Annotated in this window: 14 protein-coding genes and 1 pseudogene; 5 read left to right on the forward strand and 10 right to left on the reverse strand. The window is 39.5% G+C overall.

Going from position 1 to position 20,745, the window contains the following annotated elements:
- Nucleotides 1-24: 24 nt before the first annotated feature.
- The 3 genes from FC33_RS02885 to FC33_RS02895 form a co-directional block, all read right to left on the reverse strand.
- On the reverse strand, nucleotides 25-363 hold the full coding sequence (locus FC33_RS02885) for a PTS sugar transporter subunit IIB (RefSeq protein ID WP_057827121.1): 339 nt from the start codon (nucleotides 361-363) through the stop codon (nucleotides 25-27).
- Between the two features lie 113 nt (nucleotides 364-476).
- The gene (locus FC33_RS02890) at nucleotides 477-1,787 is read right to left on the reverse strand and encodes a PTS sugar transporter subunit IIC (RefSeq protein ID WP_057827122.1); all 1,311 of its coding nucleotides are present in this window, start codon (nucleotides 1,785-1,787) and stop codon (nucleotides 477-479) included.
- A gap of 142 nt (nucleotides 1,788-1,929) precedes the next feature.
- The gene (locus FC33_RS02895; protein WP_057827123.1) at nucleotides 1,930-3,219 is read right to left on the reverse strand and encodes a PTS sugar transporter subunit IIC; all 1,290 of its coding nucleotides are present in this window, start codon (nucleotides 3,217-3,219) and stop codon (nucleotides 1,930-1,932) included.
- A gap of 656 nt (nucleotides 3,220-3,875) precedes the next feature.
- On the opposite strand from FC33_RS02895, the gene adhP reads away from it, so the two are divergent.
- Entirely contained in the window at nucleotides 3,876-4,886 is a 1,011-nt protein-coding gene (adhP, locus tag FC33_RS02900) for an alcohol dehydrogenase AdhP (protein WP_057827124.1), read from the forward strand.
- Between the two features lie 68 nt (nucleotides 4,887-4,954).
- On the opposite strand, the gene gtfA is transcribed toward adhP, so the two are convergent.
- The 4 genes from gtfA to FC33_RS02920 are packed head-to-tail and all read right to left on the reverse strand — an operon-like array spanning nucleotide 4,955 to nucleotide 11,301.
- Nucleotides 4,955-6,397: a sucrose phosphorylase gene (gtfA, locus tag FC33_RS02905; protein WP_057827239.1), complete on the reverse strand. Its 1,443-nt coding sequence runs from the start codon at nucleotides 6,395-6,397 to the stop codon at nucleotides 4,955-4,957.
- A gap of 17 nt (nucleotides 6,398-6,414) precedes the next feature.
- Nucleotides 6,415-8,613, reverse strand: coding sequence for an alpha-galactosidase (locus FC33_RS02910; RefSeq protein ID WP_057827125.1), 2,199 nt, complete (start codon nucleotides 8,611-8,613; stop codon nucleotides 6,415-6,417).
- A 20-nt stretch (nucleotides 8,614-8,633) separates the two neighbouring features.
- Nucleotides 8,634-10,112 (reverse strand): UDP-glucose--hexose-1-phosphate uridylyltransferase, encoded by a 1,479-nt coding sequence (galT, locus tag FC33_RS02915; RefSeq protein ID WP_057827240.1) that lies wholly within the window; start codon nucleotides 10,110-10,112, stop codon nucleotides 8,634-8,636.
- A 22-nt stretch (nucleotides 10,113-10,134) separates the two neighbouring features.
- A complete protein-coding gene (locus FC33_RS02920) occupies nucleotides 10,135-11,301 on the reverse strand; it encodes a galactokinase (protein WP_057827241.1) in 1,167 nt (388 codons plus the stop codon).
- Nucleotides 11,302-11,483: 182 nt separating this feature from the next.
- Between FC33_RS02920 and FC33_RS02925 the strand changes: the two genes are divergently transcribed.
- The gene (locus FC33_RS02925; protein ID WP_057827126.1) at nucleotides 11,484-12,479 is read left to right on the forward strand and encodes a LacI family DNA-binding transcriptional regulator; all 996 of its coding nucleotides are present in this window, start codon (nucleotides 11,484-11,486) and stop codon (nucleotides 12,477-12,479) included.
- Between the two features lie 37 nt (nucleotides 12,480-12,516).
- Here the strand turns inward: FC33_RS02925 and galE are convergent, their stop codons facing one another.
- Nucleotides 12,517-13,512, reverse strand: coding sequence for a UDP-glucose 4-epimerase GalE (galE, locus tag FC33_RS02930; RefSeq protein WP_057827127.1), 996 nt, complete (start codon nucleotides 13,510-13,512; stop codon nucleotides 12,517-12,519).
- Nucleotides 13,513-13,577: 65 nt separating this feature from the next.
- Nucleotides 13,578-15,496: pseudogene (locus FC33_RS02935) on the reverse strand (sugar MFS transporter).
- A gap of 255 nt (nucleotides 15,497-15,751) precedes the next feature.
- Between FC33_RS02935 and FC33_RS02940 the strand changes: the two are divergent.
- Nucleotides 15,752-17,449: an APC family permease gene (locus tag FC33_RS02940; protein WP_057827128.1), complete on the forward strand. Its 1,698-nt coding sequence runs from the start codon at nucleotides 15,752-15,754 to the stop codon at nucleotides 17,447-17,449.
- Between the two features lie 77 nt (nucleotides 17,450-17,526).
- Nucleotides 17,527-19,473 carry a M13 family metallopeptidase gene (locus FC33_RS02945; RefSeq protein ID WP_057827129.1) on the forward strand — a complete coding sequence of 649 codons (1,947 nt, stop codon included), beginning with the start codon at nucleotides 17,527-17,529 and terminating at the stop codon, nucleotides 19,471-19,473.
- 51 nt (nucleotides 19,474-19,524) lie between these two features.
- On the opposite strand, the gene FC33_RS02950 is transcribed toward FC33_RS02945, so the two are convergent.
- Nucleotides 19,525-20,241 carry a DUF4396 domain-containing protein gene (locus tag FC33_RS02950; protein WP_057827130.1) on the reverse strand — a complete coding sequence of 239 codons (717 nt, stop codon included), beginning with the start codon at nucleotides 20,239-20,241 and terminating at the stop codon, nucleotides 19,525-19,527.
- Nucleotides 20,242-20,361: 120 nt separating this feature from the next.
- On the opposite strand from FC33_RS02950, the gene FC33_RS02955 reads away from it, so the two are divergent.
- On the forward strand, nucleotides 20,362-20,733 hold the full coding sequence (locus tag FC33_RS02955) for a cupredoxin domain-containing protein (protein WP_057827131.1): 372 nt from the start codon (nucleotides 20,362-20,364) through the stop codon (nucleotides 20,731-20,733).
- The last annotated feature ends 12 nt before the right edge of the window (nucleotides 20,734-20,745 follow it).

A 20,745-nucleotide genomic window follows, 5' to 3' on the forward strand; every position in this document is an offset into this window, starting at 1 on the left:
ACTATCCTCTCTCCTAATATTAGATTAGCCTTCGATCAAGCTGATTGCTTGATTTAAGACCTTTTCACCATCCATCATGCCGTATGCTTGCATGTCGATAACAGCCAATGGAATATCGTTGCCTAAACTGTTCTTACGGCCTTCAAGCATACTCTTGAAGTCATCTTGCATGTAACTAACTTGCGGTCCAAGTAAAACGCAGTCAATTGTCTTTGAATCCAATTGAGCCCGGGCATCGCTTGCAGCCGTTGCAAAGATATCAGCATCAATGCCCTTTTCTTTTGCTGCAGCTTGCATCTTGGTTACCAACAAACTTGTACTCATTCCTGCTGAGCAGTTTAACATAATTGTGTATTTAGCCATTTTATCCACCTCATAAATTCTAATATTCTGATTTTGATAGCGTTTTCTTTACTCCTAAAGTATAGCACTTTAGCTATAACTTGAAAAGAATTATCGAATTATTTAAATATAAATTAAGCTTGAGTTTCTGCCTTCTTGGCATTTTCCATTTGGGCCTGAACTTTACGCTTATCAGCCTTCTTGAAGAAGTAGACGTATACCAATGAATCAACTGCAATCAAGACCGCCTGTAATACGGCTCCTGAAATATGACCGGTTGCCAAGTAACCTGAAATGATTGCGGGCGTTGTCCATGGAACCATGATCCCAATCGTTTTAGCAACGATTCCGCTAGCCATTGCAAAGTAGGTGATCAAAACGTTCAACAATGGAGCCACAATAAATGGAACTGCGATGAACGGATTCATAACTACCGGGAACCCAAAGACTAATGGTTCGTTGATGTTGAAGAATGCCGGAGCAATTTCCAACTTAGCCAATGTCTTGTATTCGTCACTCTTGGCAAACATGATCATCATAATTGCAAGGCCTAATGTAGCCCCTGAACCACCAATGTGAACGAAGTTATCAAAGAATTGTTGGGTAACAATGTTTGGTAAGGCTTTATGAGCAGCAAAGGCAACCGCATTTTGTTGCATGGCTGCTAACCAAATTGCTGTCATAACACCTGAAACAACGTTAGCACCGTGAATCCCAAATAACCATAAGAATGAAACTAAGAATTCACAAATCAACGCTCCAGGTAAACTTGTTCCAACAATTGACAACGGTTTGAAAATGTATTGCATCAAGTTTGGAATGGTTTCAATTGGGGTAAATGAAACTCCCATCCGAATCACCCAAACAAGCAATAAGCAAAAGAAACCTGGGAACAAAGCTGTAAATGAATCACTTACAGCCGGTGGTACACTAGCAGGCATCTTGATCGTAATCTTCTTGTGAACCATCCATACGTAAAAGTCCGTTAAGAAAAGACCAATGATAATGGCAATGAATAAGCCCGTTGAACCTAATTGAGCCAATGGAATCCAGAACGTGCCATCTTTGTGCATTGAAAATGGAATCGTCAGGAAGAACCCGCACATCGCAACCAATGCTGCTGGAAGCGGTGCGACGTCCCCATAACTCTTAGTCAAGTTATACGAAATTCCGATTACCGCAATCAATCCCATCAAGTCAAATGAAGCATATGTGATTTGCTGAATCACAACATTCCAATGTGGTCCGAACGTGTGTGCCATAAACTTTAAATATCCTTGAATTGGAAATTGTCCAATAATCATGAAGACTGACCCGATTACGATCAATGGAACAGCTTGCGCAATCCCATCCCGCAACGCGATCATATGGCGTGAATTGGAGATTTTACCAATCACTTTCATTACTTTGTCTTTCATACTTCCCTTTGAAGACATTTGCTTCATCCCCTTAAAACATACTCACGTAAACGTCAATTAAATAATGTTAAAATTATTACTAAATGATTGCATTTTTGTGACAACGCTTACATTTTTAATTTAACATAAAAATCAAGGAATGCAAACCTTGATTTTTATAAACGAATCGCTATTTATTTTCCATTGCCAATCCTTCTTGAATCTTCTTTTTATCAGCTTTCTTGAAGAAGCCAACGTAGATCAAAGCATCGACTGCCAAGCAGACAATTTGGGTAATTGCTCCTGAAATGTGACCGGTTGCTAAGTAACCTGAGATCACAACTGGAGTTGTCCATGGAACCATGACCCCAATTGTCTTGGCACATAATCCAGTTGCCATTGCCCCGTAAGTGATCAAAACGTTGGCTAACGGTGCAATGATAAACGGTAATGCAATGTAGATGTTCATAACGATTGGGAACCCGAAAATCAACGGTTCGTTAATGTTAAAGAATGCGGGAGCGATTTCCAATTTGGCCAAAGTCTTGTATTCATCACTCTTCGCAAACATGATCATCATGATTGCCAATCCTAATGTGGCACCGGCACCGCCGATGTGAACAAAGTTATCAAAGAATTGTTGGGTAACAATGTGCGGTAATGCCTTGTGAGCAGCGAAAGCAGCTGCGTTTTGTTGCATGGCTTGTAACCAGAAGGCCATCATAATTCCAGAAACAACGTTGGCCCCGTGAACCCCGAATAACCATAAGAATGAGATCAAGAATTCACAAAGCAATGCGCCTGGCAAACTTGTTCCAACGGCCGAGATCGGCTTGAAAATAAATTGCATCAAGTTTGGAATGGTTTCAATTGGAGTAAATGAAATTGCTAACCGAACGATCCAAACAAGCAACAAGCAGAAGAAACCTGGGAATAAAGCTGCAAATGAGTTACTTACAGCTGGAGGAACACTAGCAGGCATCTTGATCGTGATGTGTTTGTGAATCATCCAAACGTAAAAGTCAGTTAAGAATAATCCGATAATAATTGCAATAAATAAACCAGTTGAACCTAATTGAGCCAACGGAATCCAGAACGTGCCATCCTTGTGCATTGTAAATGGAATCGTTAAGAAGAAACCACACATTGCAACTAAACTTGCTGGCAATGGATCAATGTCCTTGTAACTTTTAGCTAAGTTATATGAAATCCCGATAACCGCAACTAATCCCATCAAGTCAAATGAAGCAAACGTAATTTGTTGGATTACAATGTTCCAATGCGGGCCAAATGTATGGGCCATAAACTTCAAATAAGCTTGAATCGGGAATTGTCCGATAATCATGAAGACTGATCCAATAATGATCAATGGAACAGCCTGTGCGATTCCATCACGTAAAGCAACCATGTGCCGGGATGATGAAATTTTACCAACGACCTTTAACAGGCGGTCTTTAAACCCTGGCTTTCCTGTAGCCATCCTAATCACTCCTTACTGTATTCAATCGCTAAAACTTCCAACAACGTAAAATCCGATTAATATAATTAATTTGATTAACTCATCGATTCTTAAAATTTCGATTTCTAAGGTCTAAGGTGCAACCGACCTTCAAAAATCTTTACCCTTGAATAATAAATCATTACAAATCACGAAATGGTTAATTATCAGTTATTTTAACGATTTTGAAAACGCTTACTACGTTGAATTAGTATAGACCAATCATATTTACGTGTAAACCCTTAAATTAATTAAGTCCTAAATTATTATATGATTCATCCCTCATGATTAAAAATGGGTTAGACCATTGATGTTAACATTTTCATTATTGAATGCGATTATCATTCCATTAATCGCGAATGATCATACCAATTTAACAAACTGATTAAGTTTATTTCTGCTTTTCCGAAGAATAACAAAATCCAAATTAATTGATAAAATTCGGAATTAAATTTTGAAAAAAGTTTTTAAAATTTTTGTTAAGCCCCAATCATGCTCCTTCCATCTTTTGATTTTCAAGTTTAAAAATAAATTATATAAATTAATTTAATTAATTATTTATGACCAATCAGTGCGCTACTATAAACATAGAAAGGTAATCTTTCAAATCTTCGAATCTACTATGGGGAGGAATTTTGATGAAAGCAGCTGTTGTTCGGCCAAATTCAGATGGCTATGTTGATATTAAGGATGTTAAGTTGCGTCCAATTAAGGACAACGAAATTTTAGTAAAAATGGAGTATTGCGGTTTATGCCACACAGACCTGCACGTTGCCGCGGGTGATTTTGGACCGCAACCCGGAAGAATTATCGGTCACGAAGGAATCGGCCGCGTTGAACAAATTGGAAAAGAAGTTACTGGACTTGAAATTGGTGACCGCGTTTCAATCGCTTGGTTAGCCGGCGCTTGTGGGCGTTGTGAATACTGTGTAACGGGAAGAGAAACCCTTTGCCGTTCGGTTCAAAACGCAGGTTATAACATGGACGGCGCAATGGCTGAAAAATGCATCATTCGAGGCGACTTTGCCGTTAAAGTTCCTGAAAAGTTAGACCCAATCCAAGCAAGCTCAATTACTTGTGCGGGAGTAACAACTTACAAAGCATTAAAGACTTCCGGAATCCGTCCTGGACAATGGGTTGCCATCTATGGTTGCGGTGGTTTAGGAAACTTAGCAATTCAATGGGCCCAAAATGTCTTTAAGGCTCATGTATTAGCCGTTGACATTAATGACGACAAATTGGAATACGCAAAAGAAGTCGGAGCTGACTTAACCTTTAATTCAAAGAATGCCGACTCCGGAAAATTTGCGCACGATCAATTCGGTGGTGCCCATGCCGCAATCGTTACGGCCGTTTCGCAAATCGCATTTGATCAGGCCGTTGATAGTTTACGCGCTGGCGGAAAGGTCGTTGCAGTCGGTTTACCAAAAGGCAAAATGGGATTATCAATTGTGAAGACGGTGCTTGATGGTATTCAAGTTGCCGGCTCATTGGTTGGAACCCGTCAAGATTTAAAAGAAGCCTTTGATTTGGCTGCTGATGGCGCAATTAAACCAATCGTATCTGTATGCAAATTAGACGAAGTTAATGAAATGATCGATAAGATGAAGAACGGTGAAATTAAGGGCCGGAAAGTCATCAAGTTCTAATAAAAATTGATTGAATAATAAAAAGCCATTTCAGCGAATTATCGTTGAAATGGCTTTTTTGATTTATCTTAAAACTCAACTTTTTCTCCATTAACTTTCACTGAATATGTTAAGTCTTTTAAGTTAGCTTCCATAACAGCTTTCTGACTGCCATCTGCACTTAAACGTGAAATAATAATTGAATGCTCATCTGGGGTTTCAACATCGATTGAACCGTCTAAATCAAATGCGACTTCGTTATTCCGGAATGATAACAGTTTTAATAATGAAGCAACAACCGGGCGTTTAACTTCTTCAGCAACCTCTTTTTTTGTATAGTAGTGCCGATTAATATTCCGTCCCTCTTTTGTTTCTTCAAGCAACTTGATATCGTTCTTTCCGGCCAGCAGCCCAACATAGTATACTTGCGGAATTCCCGGTGCAAAGACTTGAATCAACCGTGACATGAAGTACCGTTGATCATTATCACCAAGAGCTGAATAGAAGGTCGTGTTGATCTGATAAATATCAAGGTTATGATATTCTGCACTTGAATACTTCTTCTTTACATTTGCCCCAATTCGATAAAGCTCATTAGTCGTAAAGTCAATTTGGTCTTGTGTTAGAATATCCCGTGCATCGACCACCCCAATCCCATCATGGGTATCAAGGGTTGTAAATTGCTTCATTGGACTCATTGTTAACCATTTAGCAAGCTGATCGGTCTTCCCGCTATAAATTGAATAGAGGGTAACCATTGGTAAAGCAAAGTCATAAACAAAGTATCCATGATCTGAAATCTTAAATGGCATACTGTAATGTTCATGAATTTCAGGTAAGATTTCAGCCTTCTTAGCCTTAACAACCTCATCAACTTCATTTAATAAATCCCAAATTTCAGGTTCAACAAAGAAGTCATTCGTTCCAAGTTTCTTAACCGCATATGCAAACGCATCGAGCCGAATAATGTCAGCACCATGATCAATTAAGCTTTCAAGGGTTGATTTAATGAAATCCTTTGTCACCTGTGTCCGAACGTCCATATCAATTTGCTCTTCGCCAAAGGTATTCCAGAGCTTTTCCGTTGTTCCATCATCAAAATGAATTTCTTGATATGGCGCCCGATCTTTCCGTTTATAAATCAAATCAATATCTTCTTGAGTTGGGTGTCCTTCTGGCCAGAACTTATCCCAACTTAAGAACAAATCTGCCCATTTGCTGGCATCTTTATTCTTCTTGAAGTCTTTATAATATTCTGATTGACGCGAAATATGATTGATCATAAAGTCAAACATTAAATAATACTTTTCGCCTAACTTTTCAACGTCTTCCCATGTTCCGAATTGTGGATCAACATCTTTGTAATCAACTGGTGCAAAGCCCCGATCACCCGTTGAAGGAAAGAATGGCAATAAGTGAACCCCGCCAATTGCATCCCCAAAATCGTGTTCCAAGACTTCGGTTAATTCCTTAATGTTTTTTCCTAAACTATCCGGATAGGTAATCAACATTGCTTTATTTTGAACCGTCATTTTCATTCCCCGCTTTTTTAGTCAATTGCCTTAAACCGATAACTGCTGCTTGCATAATCGTGATGGTAAAATGGATTGAAAAATCCAACGTTCATCAATTCGTCGCCACCAAAGATCTCTTTTGTTTCAACATTTTGGTAATGTTTTTGCGGATCAAGTCCAACTAGCTTAGTAATTGTTGACAGTGCTTGCGCGTCCGCCATTGTTTGGAATTGTTTTACTAAAACATCTTTCTTGTCTGGTGAAACAAACATCCATGCACATTCATTTGATGTATATGGACTCTTCAAACGGTAAAAATCACCAAATTGAACAAGATGACGAATTTCTTTATATTCAGCAACTTGTTTTGTCACCATTGCTTTTTCGTCATCACTCATTTGAGTCAAGTCTAATTCATATCCAAAGACACCACTCATTGCACAATTTCCACGGGTTTCAAATGATGTTTGCCGCCCGGTTTGTTGGTTTGGTGAAACTGAAACGTGAGCCGTCATTGTTGATGTTGGGTAGACGTATGACGTTGCATATTGGATCCGTTGACGGGCAACTGCATCCGTATTGTCACTTGCCCACGACTGTGGCATGTAATATGCCCAGCCGGTATCAAAGCGGCCGCCGCCACCTGAACAACCTTCAAAGAGGATTTCAGGGAAGTCACTTGTGATTTGATCAACCATCTCATATGCACCTAAAATATACCGGTGATATACTTCACCTTCTTGATCTGCAGGAAGTTTAAGCGAATAAACATCTGATAAATGCCGGTTCATATCCCACTTGACATAATCAACATCATTTTCTCGTAAAATCTTTTCAACCTGACCGATGATATTATCGCGGACATCTTTCCGGGTCAAATCAAGTAAGTATTGATTCCGGGATGGTGATGGTTTCCGTCCAGGAACAGCCATCATATAATCTGGATGTTCACGGTACAAATCGGAATCAATTGAAATCATTTCAGGTTCAAACCACAAGCCAAATTTAAGGCCTTTATTATGAACGTAATCTGCAAAGTGCTTCAAGCCCTTTGGAAACTTCTTCTGATCAACGTACCAGTCACCCAATGATGAGTTATCATCGTCACGGTGACCAAACCAGCCATCATCAAGAACAAACATTTCAATGCCAAGTCTTTGGGCTTCGTCAACAATCGGCGTTAATTTTTCTTCGGTAAAGTCCATAAAGGTTGCTTCCCAGTTATTAACTACGATTGGTCGTTCTTGATCACGATACTTTCCGCGAACAACCCGTTCTTGAATCAAGTGATGGAATGTTTGGCTCATTCCGTTAAATCCTTCGTTAGAGTATACAATTAAACTTTCAGGTGTTTGGAATTCTTCGTTTGAAGCTAATTTCCATGCAAAGTTGTAATCGTTGATTCCGCATGTTACTCGGGTTTGTTGAATTTGATCGCGTTCAACTTCAATTGCAAAGTTGCCAGAATAAACTAAGTCAAATCCATAAACTTCGCCATTCATTTCATCCGTATTCGGCGAACATAATGCAACAAAGTTATTCATTTGGTGACTTGTTGTTCCCCGCCGGCTTTCATATTTTCGAACGCCCCGATTTAAGTGAGCCCGTTCCATGTCGCGTTCATTGGCGTGAGCTCCTGGGAAACTAACAACATCCAACGGTTGATTTGGCAAATCAATTTGCATTGATGCTACCTTATCAAGATAAACAGCTGCATCCCCGTTGTTCTTTACCTGAGCTGACCGGGCAATCACTGCGCGATCACGGTAAATTGTATATAATAATGTCACTTCAACATCTGAAACTTGATCTTTAAGAGTAACATAAAGGGTTTCAGCTTCATCGTCAGATTCAACATACGTTGCTGGCAGGCCCTTTAATTTCGGTTTTCCGGCTTCGATCCGGTAACCCTGATATTCAAATCGTGAGGCCCGTGATCCGTTTTCTTGGCGAACAATTACCGCCGGCGTGCGATAATCACAAATTCCGCTTGTACTGTATTCTTGCATTAAGGTATCTGGTGAAAATGTCCGGTCTAATGATCCGGGAAGATTTCCAGAAAAGCCCCGGTCAATTCGAGGGTAATTCATTTCGCCATGATATTCATTAATTCTTTTTCCGTAATATAAATGATTTAGTAATCCACCTTCGACAACTGAAAAAATGTATGAAATTTTGTCATTATGAAGATGAAATACTTTATTTTGTTCATCAAAACTAATTAGATTTGCCATTCAAAAGCCTCCCCGAATATTTAGTGATTAACTGCGTCAATAAACTTCATAAATGCTTGATGTCCTTGGTCATCCCGCTTGAAGACCCCCGCATCCTCAAGAACCCGAACGAAGACCTTTCCGATTTCATCTTGAACAATCGCATGAACGTTTTGTTCATTCAAAGCTGGTGATTCCTTTTTAATTTTATCTGCCCATTCACGGTGATAATCAGCAATTTGATTGTCTTTACCAAGCAAATACTTTTCAACTTCTTGCATTTCCGTCTTCAAGCGTGGTGGTAAGATTGCTAATCCCATAACCTCGATCAGACCGATATTTTCCTTCTTGATATGCTGAACATCTTTATGTGGATGGAAAATTCCATCTGGATATTGAGCGGATGTTTGGTTATCACGTAAAACGAGATCAAGTTCATACTTTCCGTTCCGCATCCGCGCAATTGGGGTGATCGTATGGTGCCATTCCCCATTTGATTGAGCAACAACGGATACTGATTTATCGGTGTAATGATTCCACTTTTGCAAAATTTTATCCGCTAAGTCACAAATCTGATTCATGTTTGAACTTGTTAATCGAATTACTGACATTGGCCACTTAACGATCCCAGCTTCAACATTTTCAAAGCCATCAAATTTGATTTGCGTTTCAATCGGAGCCGTTTCCATTGCAAACGTATGCCGTCCGCCTTGATAATGTTCATGCGATAAAATCGAACCGCCAACAATCGGAAGGTCAGCATTACTGCCTGCAAAATAACCCGGAAACTTTTGAACGATCGTCAATAATTGCTTAAATGTTTTTTTATCAATTACCATTTCTTCATGAACAGAATCTAAAAAAATGCAGTGTTCATTGAAGTAGGCATATGGTGAATACTGGAATCCCCATTGATGACCATCAATATCAAGCCGGATGATGCGGTGGTTAGCTCGTGCCGGGTAATTGATTCGTCCTTGATAGCCTTCATTTTCCATGCAAAGGTTACATTTCGGGTAACCGGAAGCCTTCATTTTCTTTGCAAGCGCAATTTGCTTTGGATCCTTTTCGGGCTTGGAAAGGTTAATGGTAATTTCAATGTCGCCATATTCACTTGGATGTTTGAAGTAAATATTTTTCGCAATTGCCTTCGTTTTAATATAATCATTTCGTTTACTTAAATCATAAAATGCAGCAATCGCTTTTTGCGGTGAAATTTGATATTCATCCCAGAAACGCCGGTTTACGATGCTTGGAGCCGGCGTAATAAAGTCCATTAATTCTGCTCCAAGATTATCCTGTTCATTGGCAGTGTCACCAATCTTTTGGTTTTGAATGGCAACTTGAACCAGTTGATTTTTCAATTCAATCAAGTCATCCGTTTCTGGAGCAACTGGAATATTTTCCTCCCCAACAAGATTTAAAACCCGGTTCTTCAAATAATTGCGGTCAAGACTTTCATAATCGCTTTCGTTAATTACGCCACAAACAAACTTATCAACTAAACTCTTCACACTCATCATTGTCACTCATCTTTCTCTTTTATAATTCATGGGTTCCATCGGCAACTTCCGCAACAAAGAACCGCGGAGCATAACCAATTTTTTCTTCATAAACTTTTCCAACGTTTTTTTCGAATTCATCAACCTTATCTTTGGCAACCAATGCAATTCCGCTGCCGCCAAAGCCTGCACCACACATTCTTGCTCCTAAAACACCTGGTTGCTTCCAAGCTTCATGTGCAAGTGTATCAAGTTCTTTTCCTGTTACTTCATAATCATATTCAAGGGAAACATGCGAAGCATTTTGAAGTCGTCCAAATTCTTCCAAGTCACCTTTTTCAAGGGCTGCTTCTCCACGAAGACAGCGTTGATTTTCTGAAACAGCATGCCGTGCGCGCTTCAAATGAGTTTCATCTTTCAATAAATATGAGTATTCATCAAAGGTTTCATTATCTAGTTCACCCAAAGCCTTAATATCCAACTTTTGTTGGAGTTCTTTAACAGCTTCCTGACATCCTGCAACCCGCTCGTTGTATTTTGATTCAACTAAAGCCCGTGGTTTATTCGTATTCATGATTACAATTACGTTGTCCTTTAAGTCTAACGGAACGTACTTGTAATCCAAAGTATTCGTATCAAGTAAGATTGCATGACCCTCTTTACTCATTCCAACTGCAAATTGATCAAGAATTCCTGAGCTCAAACCTAAAAATTCATTTTCAGTTTTAACTCCCATTTTAACAAGGGCGAGCCGGTCAACGTCGAGGTCAAACAAGGATTGAACCATTACTCCAAACAGCATTTCAATTGATGCTGATGATGATAACCCTGATCCTCCTTGAGGAAGATTTCCCCAAATGTAAATGTCCATTCCTTGTTCAACCTGATAACCTGCTTCGCGTAAATAATAAATCATTCCCTTAGCATAGTTCGTCCAATTATCTTCTTTTTTGTATTTCAGGTTATTTAAATCAGTCTCAATTATTCCTAATTTTTCAAAGTTTCCTGAATAGAAACGTAATTTTTGATCATCACGTTTCTTGGCAGCTCCCCACGTTCCAAGGGTAATCGCACACGGAAAAACATGTCCCCCATTATAATCTGTGTGTTCCCCAATCAAATTGATTCTTCCAGGTGAGAAGAAACAATTTTCCGGCTTAACCCCAAACACTTCTTCAAAATTCATTTCAAGTTCTTTTTTATCCATAATTTTCATCCCCATGTCCTTATTTATGTAAGCGATTTATTACACTATTCATTATAATGATTTTAGTAAAAATCATCAATGGTTTTAGTTAATGTTTACTAATTAAAATTAACTAAATTATCAAAGTAAATTTTTAACTTATGATACAATAGTACATAGACATTAAAGCAAGGAGATTAATTTTGGCAACAATCAAAGACATTGCAGCAATGGCAAACGTTTCATCTGCCACTGTTTCGCGGGTTTTAAACTATGATAAAACCCTTTCCGTTAGCGAAGAAACAAAGAAAAGAATCTTTATGGCAGCAGAAAAATTAGATTACCTAACCAAACGAAAACAAAAAAAGAAAAACGTAGGTGGGACCATTGCAATTATTCAATGGTACACCGAACAAGAAGAACTAGATGACCTGTATTACTATTCAATTCGGACTGGAATCGAACAGCGGCTTCACGAATTAAAGTATAACGTTCGCCGGGTATTTCATAATGATTCTCTTGATCGTGCTCAAGATGTTGACGGAATCATCGCAATTGGAAAGTATAGTGATGATGAAATCAAACGTTTTGAAAAAATCAACACTAACCTTGTTTTTGTTGATTTAAATACGCTTGCATTTAATCATAGCTGTGTGGTTCCTGACATTAATGACGCGGTCACCGAAGTGATTGATTACTTTATCGACCATGGTCAAAATAAAATTGGTTTACTTGCAGGAGAAGAATCAACTAACGACGGTCAAAAAGACATCATTGATCCGCGTTTTACATCATTTAAAAACTATCTCACTGATTTATCACTTTATAAATCAAAATACGTTTATGTTGGCGAATTCACTGCCAAATCAGGATATGAGATGATGAAACAAGCAATCACTGAGCTGGGCAATGATCTACCGCATGCTTTCTTCGCCGCAAATGACTCGATTGGAATTGGAGCAATGCGCGCCTTGCAAGAAGCAAATATTAAAATTCCCGAAGAAGTCGGCATTATTTCCTTTAATGATACTTCGATTGCAAAATACGTTTATCCTTCATTAAGTTCTGTCCGGGTTTATACTAAACAAATGGGAATTGAAGCCGTTAATCGATTGAAATCAATCATTGAAAATGGTGACGAATACTGTCAGATGATTACTTTGAAAACAAAGTTAATTTTAAGAGATAGCAGCATATAAAAAGGATTCACGATCAATTGGTCGTGAATCCTTTTTATTACTTATCTTCATACCCTTCTGGATGACTTGAATGCCATTTCCAAGCTGTTTCGATTAGTTTGTGAACGTCGTCATATTGCGGATTCCACCCTAATACCCGGCGTGCTTTGTCAAAAGCGGCAATTAATGTATCCGGATCACCGCCGCGCCGGCCGGCAATTTCTGCTGGGATTTCTTTCCCAGTCACTTCACGAGCAGCTTTTAACATTTCAAGGTTCGAGAACCCAGTCGATGATCCCAGATTAAATGCATCTGATGGATTACCATTCCGTAAATAATCAGCTGCTAAAATGTGCGCATCGGCAAGGTCAATTGGATGAACATAATCCCGGATATTCGTCCCATCCGGTGTATTATAGTCATCACCATAAATTTGCAACTTATCGCGTTTTCCTTGAGCGACTTGCAAAATAATCGGCATTAAGTGCGTTTCTGGGATGTGGTCTTCTCCAATTGATCCGTCTGGCCATGCACCAGCAACATTAAAGTACCGTAATGCAACGAACTTCATTCCATAGGCTTCATCAGCCCAGTGCATAATCTTTTCCATCATTAACTTGCTTTCGCCATATGGATTGATCGGATTTTGCGGATCAGTTTCCTTAATCGGCATCTTATCTGGAATCCCATAGGTCGCAGCTGAAGATGAAAATACTAATTTATTAACGCCAACTTCCTTCATCACTTCAAGAAGTTTAATTAATCCGGCAACGTTATTATCAAAATATTTCAATGGTTTTTTCATTGATTCTGGAACTAGTGAATATGCCCCGAAATGAATTACAACATCAATATCTGGATTTTCCCTAAAAACATTTCGTATAAAGTCTTGATCAGCTAAATCACCTTCATAAAATTTAGCTTGGGGATCAACCGCTGCCCGGTGACCAGTTACCAAATTATCAACAACAACTGGCGTTTCCCCTTTTTCGAGCAATCGCTTTACCATATGTGAGCCGATATAACCTGCTCCGCCTAAAACTAAAGTTGTCATTTTTTCTCCTCCTTTGAAATTTATAAAAATGGAAGACTATCGATCAGTCTTCCATTTAATTTCTATTAATTCTTAATTAACTTCATTACGTTAGTTGAAGAATCAATCGTCTGGTTATCCTTTGGTAAGACATCTACTTGATCAAATTCCTTTGTATTTGTAATTGTTACCATGACGGTATCATCATATCCAGCTTTCTTAATTGCTGGATCCCAGAATTCCATTATTTCTTCACCCTTATGAATTTGCTGGCCTTGTTCAACATATGAAACAAATCCTGTTCCGTGCATGTTGACCGTTCCGATTCCGATATGAATCAGCATAATTACGCCATGTTCAGATTCGATTCCAATTGCATGCCGGGTTGGAAAGACTTGCCGCACAACTCCGTCAAATGGTGCATAAACAGCTCCATCACTTGGCTTCAGGGCAAAACCTTGGCCCATTTGACCTGATGCAAATGTTTGATCACTAACATCCTTGAGTGGAAGATATGTTCCTTTAATTGGAGCAACGATATCGTATTCACCAGCAACTGCATGTTCACCAGTCCCAACACTCGTATCGTTTTTTTCGCCCCAGCTCTTTTCAAGTTGTTCAACGATTTCAGCATGCCGTTTTTCAGTCAATGTAACTTTCTTCCAGAAGAAGAATGTTCCAAGCAAAATTAAAATTACCGGTAAAGCAATTACAAATAATTTAAATGTCAAAATATTCCCAGCGGTAATTGTTTTGTAAGTATAACCTGAAGTCATGTGTGATAAGATGGCGATCGGTCCAATGCACCAACCGGCAATTGCTCCGCCCAACTTATCTACTAACGGACGAACCGAAAGTGTCAGTGATTCATCACGGTGTCCAAATTTCAACTGCCCATATTCGATTGAATCTGTAATTATCATTAAGATAACTAAGAAAACAACTTGTTGCGGTGCTGCAAATAATTCCATTGCAATAACAACAAGCGCCAAATTCTGACCTGCCACTGCTAATAAACCTGCACCGCAGAACATGATCAAAATGCATGCATAGAAAACATTTTTCCGATTGAACTTCTTAGCCAATGCAGGGAATGCAGAAATTGAGAAGAATCCTAAAATCATATTAATTGTCCCAATAATTGCAAATTTTGATGATTGACCCAAAACATATGTAAAGTAGTAAAGTTCAGCTGAATTAAAAATGTTGACTCCAATGCCGTACAATCCATAAGAAACAGCTGTCCACATTAACTGGTCATTCCTAAGAAGAACCTTGAAAACGTCTTTTAACTTTGTTTCTTCCTTATTTTTACGTAAGTCTGAATCAAGTTCATGAGTTCCCAAGCAAACAACTAACACCGTAATGATTACAATTGCAGCGGTAATCATTCCAAACATTGACCATCCGCGAAGATCACCAGAACCGCCGTTCTTTGTCAATGAGAAGAACAATACCAATGGCATGATAACCATTCCGACTAAGTTGGCCCCGATATTTGAACCAATCCGGGCAAAGGTCGAAATCTTTTCACGTTCGCCAGAATCAAATGTCAATGAAGACATTTCTGACCAAAAACTTGTATCTTTGAATGAATAAAAATATCCATTGAAATATATAAAACAGCAAAAATTGCTAAGTAAATAAATGGATGAGTCCGGTTTAATCCGCCCATATTTGTAAAAAGAACGGCTAATGCGATCGAACTTACCATCCCACCTCCAAAGATCCAAGGCTTAAATTTTCCCCAGCGCGTCTTTGTCCGGTCAATGGCATTCCCAATAATTGGGTCAATAAAGAGTTCAACGATCCGCAATAACGCAATTATGTTAGTGATATATAAGATCATTGCATTGTCGCCTTTACCAAACAGATGCGACGTTACAAACATGATAAAGTATGTCGAAAGAACTGCGTAGAACCAGTCATTTCCAAATGCACCGATAGCATATGAAATCCGTGTGACCCACTTGTTCCCCTTTTCTTGTTGGACATTATCTTTCATAATGTAACCCCTTTCTTATTAACTTACAATGTTAATTGTAACCGTTTTCTAGTAAAAATCAATATAATTTTACTAAATTTTTCTGATTTATTTTACTATAATTTTTACTAGCTTTATTAACCGGCACAATTCCCGCCTTATCAAAGAATTCTTGCATTTAACCAGTCTTGCTTGTTCCTCGTTGGCAGATGAACTATTACAAAAATAAGAAGATATTTATTTCTTATAGGTTTTAGTTTACGGGGAGGAATTTTTATGGGAAAAAATCAGACTAAAAAGCCGCAAAAATATTACATGTCGACTTTAGCCCTTACAATGCTGAATGTCGTTATGATTGCGGGATTAGCAAATGACCCGCAACAGGCTTTTTATGGTTTATCATCAGTAACTTACTTTGCAATTGGATTTATTCTGTTCTTCATCCCAACAGCCCTTGTTTCCGCTGAACTTGCTAGCGGCTGGCCGCAGCGGGGCGGTATTTTTCGATGGGTTGGTGAAGGAATCGGCAAAGGATGGGCGTTTACCTGTTTAATTATTTTGTGGTTTCAATCAACCTTTAATCTCGGCGCCGGAATGCCCAACTTTGCAGCTACAATTATGTTTTTCACGCCACATTATCAGCGGGCAATCCAGTTCTTACAGCATCCACAACATGAAATTCTGATCATGTGTGGCTTTATTGCTTTATTTTGGCTCGTTACTTGGTTGGCTGCTCGCGGAACCAAGACATTTTCAAACATCGCCAAATACGGGGTAATTATTGGAACGTTTATTCCACTTGCAGTTATGGTCATTTTAGTGATCGTTTGGCTTTGCCAAGGTCATAAACCAGCAATGCCCGTCCATGCTAAGGATCTTATCCCGCAATGGAACGGAATGGGAACGTTAGCGCTGGTTGCCGGCGTCCTTTTCTCGTGGGCTGGAATTGATATGAATGCTGCGCACATTAAAGAGTTGAAACATCCGTCAAAGCAATATCCGGTTTCAATCTTCTTCGCTGGAATCCTCGCCCTGTTGATCTTTGTAATTGGGACTTTGATCATCGCAACCGTTATTCCAGCAAGCAAAATCAACATTCTTGATGCATTATTTGTAACGTTCCATGACCTGGGAGCAACAATTCATGCTCCATGGCTGTACATGCTATTTATTTATGCCAACTTCCTTGTGATGTTTGCAATGTGGATCACTAACCTTGCTGGACCATCATTTATGCTTGGCCAGGCTGGTCAAAGCGGGTTATTACCTAAATGGCTTCAAAACTATAACAAGCACGGAATGCCATCTAAGATGATGTATTTCCAAGCAATTTGCGTGACCGTGATTGCCTTTTTAGTAAAATTACTGCCAAATGTTGAAGGGTTCTTCGTAATGATCACCCAAACGATCACCATTTTATATTTGCTGTACTACATTATTATGTTTGTCGCCTTTATCCGTTTGCGTTATACCCAAGCTAACCGCCCACGTTCATTCAAGGTTCCAGGCGGTAAATTCGGTGCCTGGCTGATTACGATCGTTGGAATCGCATCGTCCGTCTTCGGAATTGTTCTTGCTTTCTATCCGCCAACCCAAGTTAAAAAGGAAGTTGGTTCTGGAACAGTTTATGATGTGACGATCGCTTGCCTTGTCGGCGTCGTCTTATTAGTTGCATTCGGCCTTTATCAATTATCAAAGCACCATAATGCAACCCACAACAATGACTGGGTCAATGCGGATAATAAATTTGCTCCTTATACATGGGAAATCGAAGGCCTAAAGAAGCCACAAAAAGTTCAATCCAATGTTCCAACCGACATCATGGCAAAGGATCAACGGCCAATGGGAGTACCGATCAAGTATCACTTTGACCCCAACGCCCATGTTAATGTTCCGCAAGACTGGGCGAAAGCAGATGCACCGCTTGAAAAATATGCCCAAGCAATGCGTAAGGACTCCCATTCTGATCACTGATTTGCGATATTATTAAATTTTAATTAGAATATAGTTAAAAGGAACTTTAGATCTGCGACTTGAAAGGAGTTTTTAATATGGGAAATGTTCAATTTGTTCTTGGCGGTGCTCCGGTCACAAAGGGGAAACAAGCATCGATCAAGGATAACCTCTATATGCACGTTAATTATGATTGGCTTCAAAAAGCTCAAATTCCAGTTGACAAACCCGCAGCCGGCAGTTTTCAAGACATGGACGAAGCCGTTCACCAAAAATTAATGAATGACTTTGACCGTTACCATCAAGGAAAGCTTTCGGCTCCCAACCCAATGTTTGCTGAAGCAATGAAAATGCACCAACTTGCCCTTGATTTTAAACAACGGGAACAAGAAGGCGTTACGTCGTTATTGGAAGTCATCAAACCAATTCAGAAACTCTCGCTTCTTACCGATTTAAGTCATCAATTGACTGACTGGGTCAAAAATGGATTTCCGCTTCCATTGACGATCGACGTTGAACCAGATTGGAAAAATACAGCGCAAAATGCCGTTTTCATGTATGCTCCGGAGCTGATTTTGCCGGATAAAACCTATTACACTAAACCTGAAAGCGATGAATTACTGCACACTTGGGCAACCATGACAAGCCAATTGTTGCAAGCCCTCGGTTATAATCAAGAACAGGCTGCGGATATTGTCAACCAAGCGCTTGTCTTTGATAAACTGCTTGTACCGCATGTTCTTCCAGCTGATGAACTCGCCGATTATCCAAAACAGTATAATCCGCGGACACTGAAAGAAATCCAACAATACAGTCAAAGCTTTGATTTCGCATCCACAATTTCAGAACTGATTGATGATCATCCGGAAAAGGTGATCGTTACCCAACCGCAGTTCTTTGAACACTTTGATCAAATTGTAAACGACACGACCTTCAAGAACCTCAAGAGCTGGATCTTAACGAAGACCGTGAACTCGCTTGCTAAGTTACTGACAGATGATTTGCGGCAAACCGCCGACCAATTCCATCAAAAACTTTCCGGAACGCAAAAGCCAGTTTCTCAACGGAAATTTGCATATCAAATCGTTGATGAAACATTTAAATATGTGATTGGCGACTTCTACGGCAAGAAGTATTTTGGCGAAGACGCCAAGGCTGATGCAACTAAGATGATCCAACAAATGATTCAAATTTATAAGCACCGGCTTGAAAAAAATGACTGGCTCGGTGACCAAACCCGGGCAAAGGCGATCACGAAACTTGACCACATCGCCATTAAGGTTGGATTCCCTGAAAAAATTAAACCGGTGTATGCCAAAATGAAAATTATTCCAGCCGAAGACGGCGGAACATTACTGGGTAATTATCTTAATGTTGAACGGATCAAGATTGCTGATAATTTTGAAAGTTACCATCGCCCGGTTGACCGAACTGAGTGGGACATGCCATCACAACTTGTTAATGCGTGCTACGATCCGTCACGGAATGACATTACATTCCCAGCAGCAATCTTAGAAAAGCCGTTTTATGACCTGCATCAATCCCACAGCAAAAACTTTGGCGGAATCGGGTGTGTAATGGGCCATGAAATTTCACACGCGTTTGATAATAACGGTGCTCATTTTGACGAATACGGCAATATGACCAACTGGTGGACTAAGGAAGATTTCGCCCACTTTGAAAAGTTAACCCGGGAAATGATCAATGAATTTGACGGAATTCCATTCGCCGGCGGAACCGTGAACGGTAAGCTTGTCGTTTCAGAAAACATCGCGGATAACGGCGGAATGAGTTGTGCGCTTGAAGCCCTTAAACAAAGTGCTGACGCCGACTTACAAGAATTCTTCACTAACTGGGCAACCATTTGGCGGATGAAAGCCAGCCCGGCATACGAAAAGATGCTCCTTGCAACTGACGTGCACGCTCCTGAAATGCTGCGCGGAAATGTGCAACCGCAAAACTTTGATGATTTCTACCAGACATTTGATATTTATCAAGGTGATGGGATGTGGCTTGAACCGGATAAACGGGTTCAGATTTGGTAAAAGTGAATAAGTAAAAAAGATTGCAACGTTTGTGTTGCAATCTTTTTTGATTTACATTCCCTTCTTAATTCCCAATTTCACCAACAACCAATTCATCGGGTATGCCGTTACAAACCCGCATGCCATTCCAATTGCCATCATTAACCAAAATGCAGGCATTACCGGTGTGAAATGTAAATGCAAGCCAAAGTTGATAATTGCTGACCAGCCGTACATGCCGACTTGCCAGGCTGTGAGTGACCAGAAATCGATCTTAAATGCTTGAAACAGTTTATAGCCAACTGAACCATCCATCATTGGTGCAATTGCTGCATATTGGAATAAAACGCCGATAATCAATGCTAAAACATAATCAAAGAGCCATTCGCCAAATAACTTTTGGTTCAAAATGCTAAAACTTAATAAATAATAAAAAATCCATGAACCAACTAAATCTGATAAACTGCATCCGGCACCACAGTGAAGCGCGTCCACCACGATTCCTTGCCAAAACTTATCATATTTGTGATCATCCATTGGCATTTTCATTGATGCATCCATCTTCATCTTCATCGATTTCATCGGCATTGACATCTTCATTTTGCGATGTTTTCCGAGAGTAAAATAGGCCCACAAAATTAACGGCCCACCCCACAACGCATTAATTGGCCAAACCGCATCCATAATCTTCATTGCTTGCGGATGACGAATTACATCAATCAAAATGATGACCGCTGATAAAATTCCAATCACGATCCATCCAATTGCAATTTGATTTAATAACTCCATTTATCTCACCTTCCATTTTCTATTATAGTCAGTTGACAGGCGGAATCACGATATTTGTTTACATTTGTAAACGACAACGCTATAATGAATTTGAAATCATAAAGAAAGGACTGACTTAAGATGATTAACGCAATCGTTTTTGGTCTCGCCGTCGCATTGATTAGTTTCATTTGTTACTGGTTTTTCGGCAATCATCATGAACAAGCTGGCAATTCAACTATTCAGAATAATGAACAGCATGCTACGATTGTTGTAAAAGGCGGTTATTCACCAAGTACCCTCATTCTGAAACAGGGAGTGCCTGCCAAGGTTAACTTTGACATGCAAGATTCAACCGCTTGTTTAGCCCACGTTGTTTTTGAAAAACTGGGGGTTGATAAGGATTTAACAAAACAAAAAATTACAACAATCGAAATTCCAACCGATCAAAAAGGCGAAATTGACTACGCCTGCGGCATGGACATGTTCCATGGCAAGATCATCATTAAGTAAGGAAAGGAAAAT

The sequence above is a fragment of the Ligilactobacillus aviarius subsp. aviarius DSM 20655 genome (assembly GCF_001436315.1).
Taxonomy (GTDB): domain Bacteria; phylum Bacillota; class Bacilli; order Lactobacillales; family Lactobacillaceae; genus Ligilactobacillus; species Ligilactobacillus aviarius.

Coding starts and splice junctions, on each gene's coding strand:
- FC33_RS02885 (WP_057827121.1), bottom strand. CDS start 363: ATGGCTAAATACACAATTATGTTAAACTGCTCAGCAGGAATGAGTACA.
- FC33_RS02890 (WP_057827122.1), bottom strand. CDS start 1,787: ATGAAGCAAATGTCTTCAAAGGGAAGTATGAAAGACAAAGTAATGAAA.
- FC33_RS02895 (WP_057827123.1), bottom strand. CDS start 3,219: ATGGCTACAGGAAAGCCAGGGTTTAAAGACCGCCTGTTAAAGGTCGTT.
- adhP (WP_057827124.1), top strand. CDS start 3,876: ATGAAAGCAGCTGTTGTTCGGCCAAATTCAGATGGCTATGTTGATATT.
- gtfA (WP_057827239.1), bottom strand. CDS start 6,397: ATGACGGTTCAAAATAAAGCAATGTTGATTACCTATCCGGATAGTTTA.
- FC33_RS02910 (WP_057827125.1), bottom strand. CDS start 8,613: ATGGCAAATCTAATTAGTTTTGATGAACAAAATAAAGTATTTCATCTT.
- galT (WP_057827240.1), bottom strand. CDS start 10,112: ATGAGTGTGAAGAGTTTAGTTGATAAGTTTGTTTGTGGCGTAATTAAC.
- FC33_RS02920 (WP_057827241.1), bottom strand. CDS start 11,301: ATGGATAAAAAAGAACTTGAAATGAATTTTGAAGAAGTGTTTGGGGTT.
- galE (WP_057827127.1), bottom strand. CDS start 13,512: ATGACAACTTTAGTTTTAGGCGGAGCAGGTTATATCGGCTCACATATG.
- FC33_RS02940 (WP_057827128.1), top strand. CDS start 15,752: ATGGGAAAAAATCAGACTAAAAAGCCGCAAAAATATTACATGTCGACT.
- FC33_RS02945 (WP_057827129.1), top strand. CDS start 17,527: ATGGGAAATGTTCAATTTGTTCTTGGCGGTGCTCCGGTCACAAAGGGG.
- FC33_RS02950 (WP_057827130.1), bottom strand. CDS start 20,241: ATGGAGTTATTAAATCAAATTGCAATTGGATGGATCGTGATTGGAATT.
- FC33_RS02955 (WP_057827131.1), top strand. CDS start 20,362: ATGATTAACGCAATCGTTTTTGGTCTCGCCGTCGCATTGATTAGTTTC.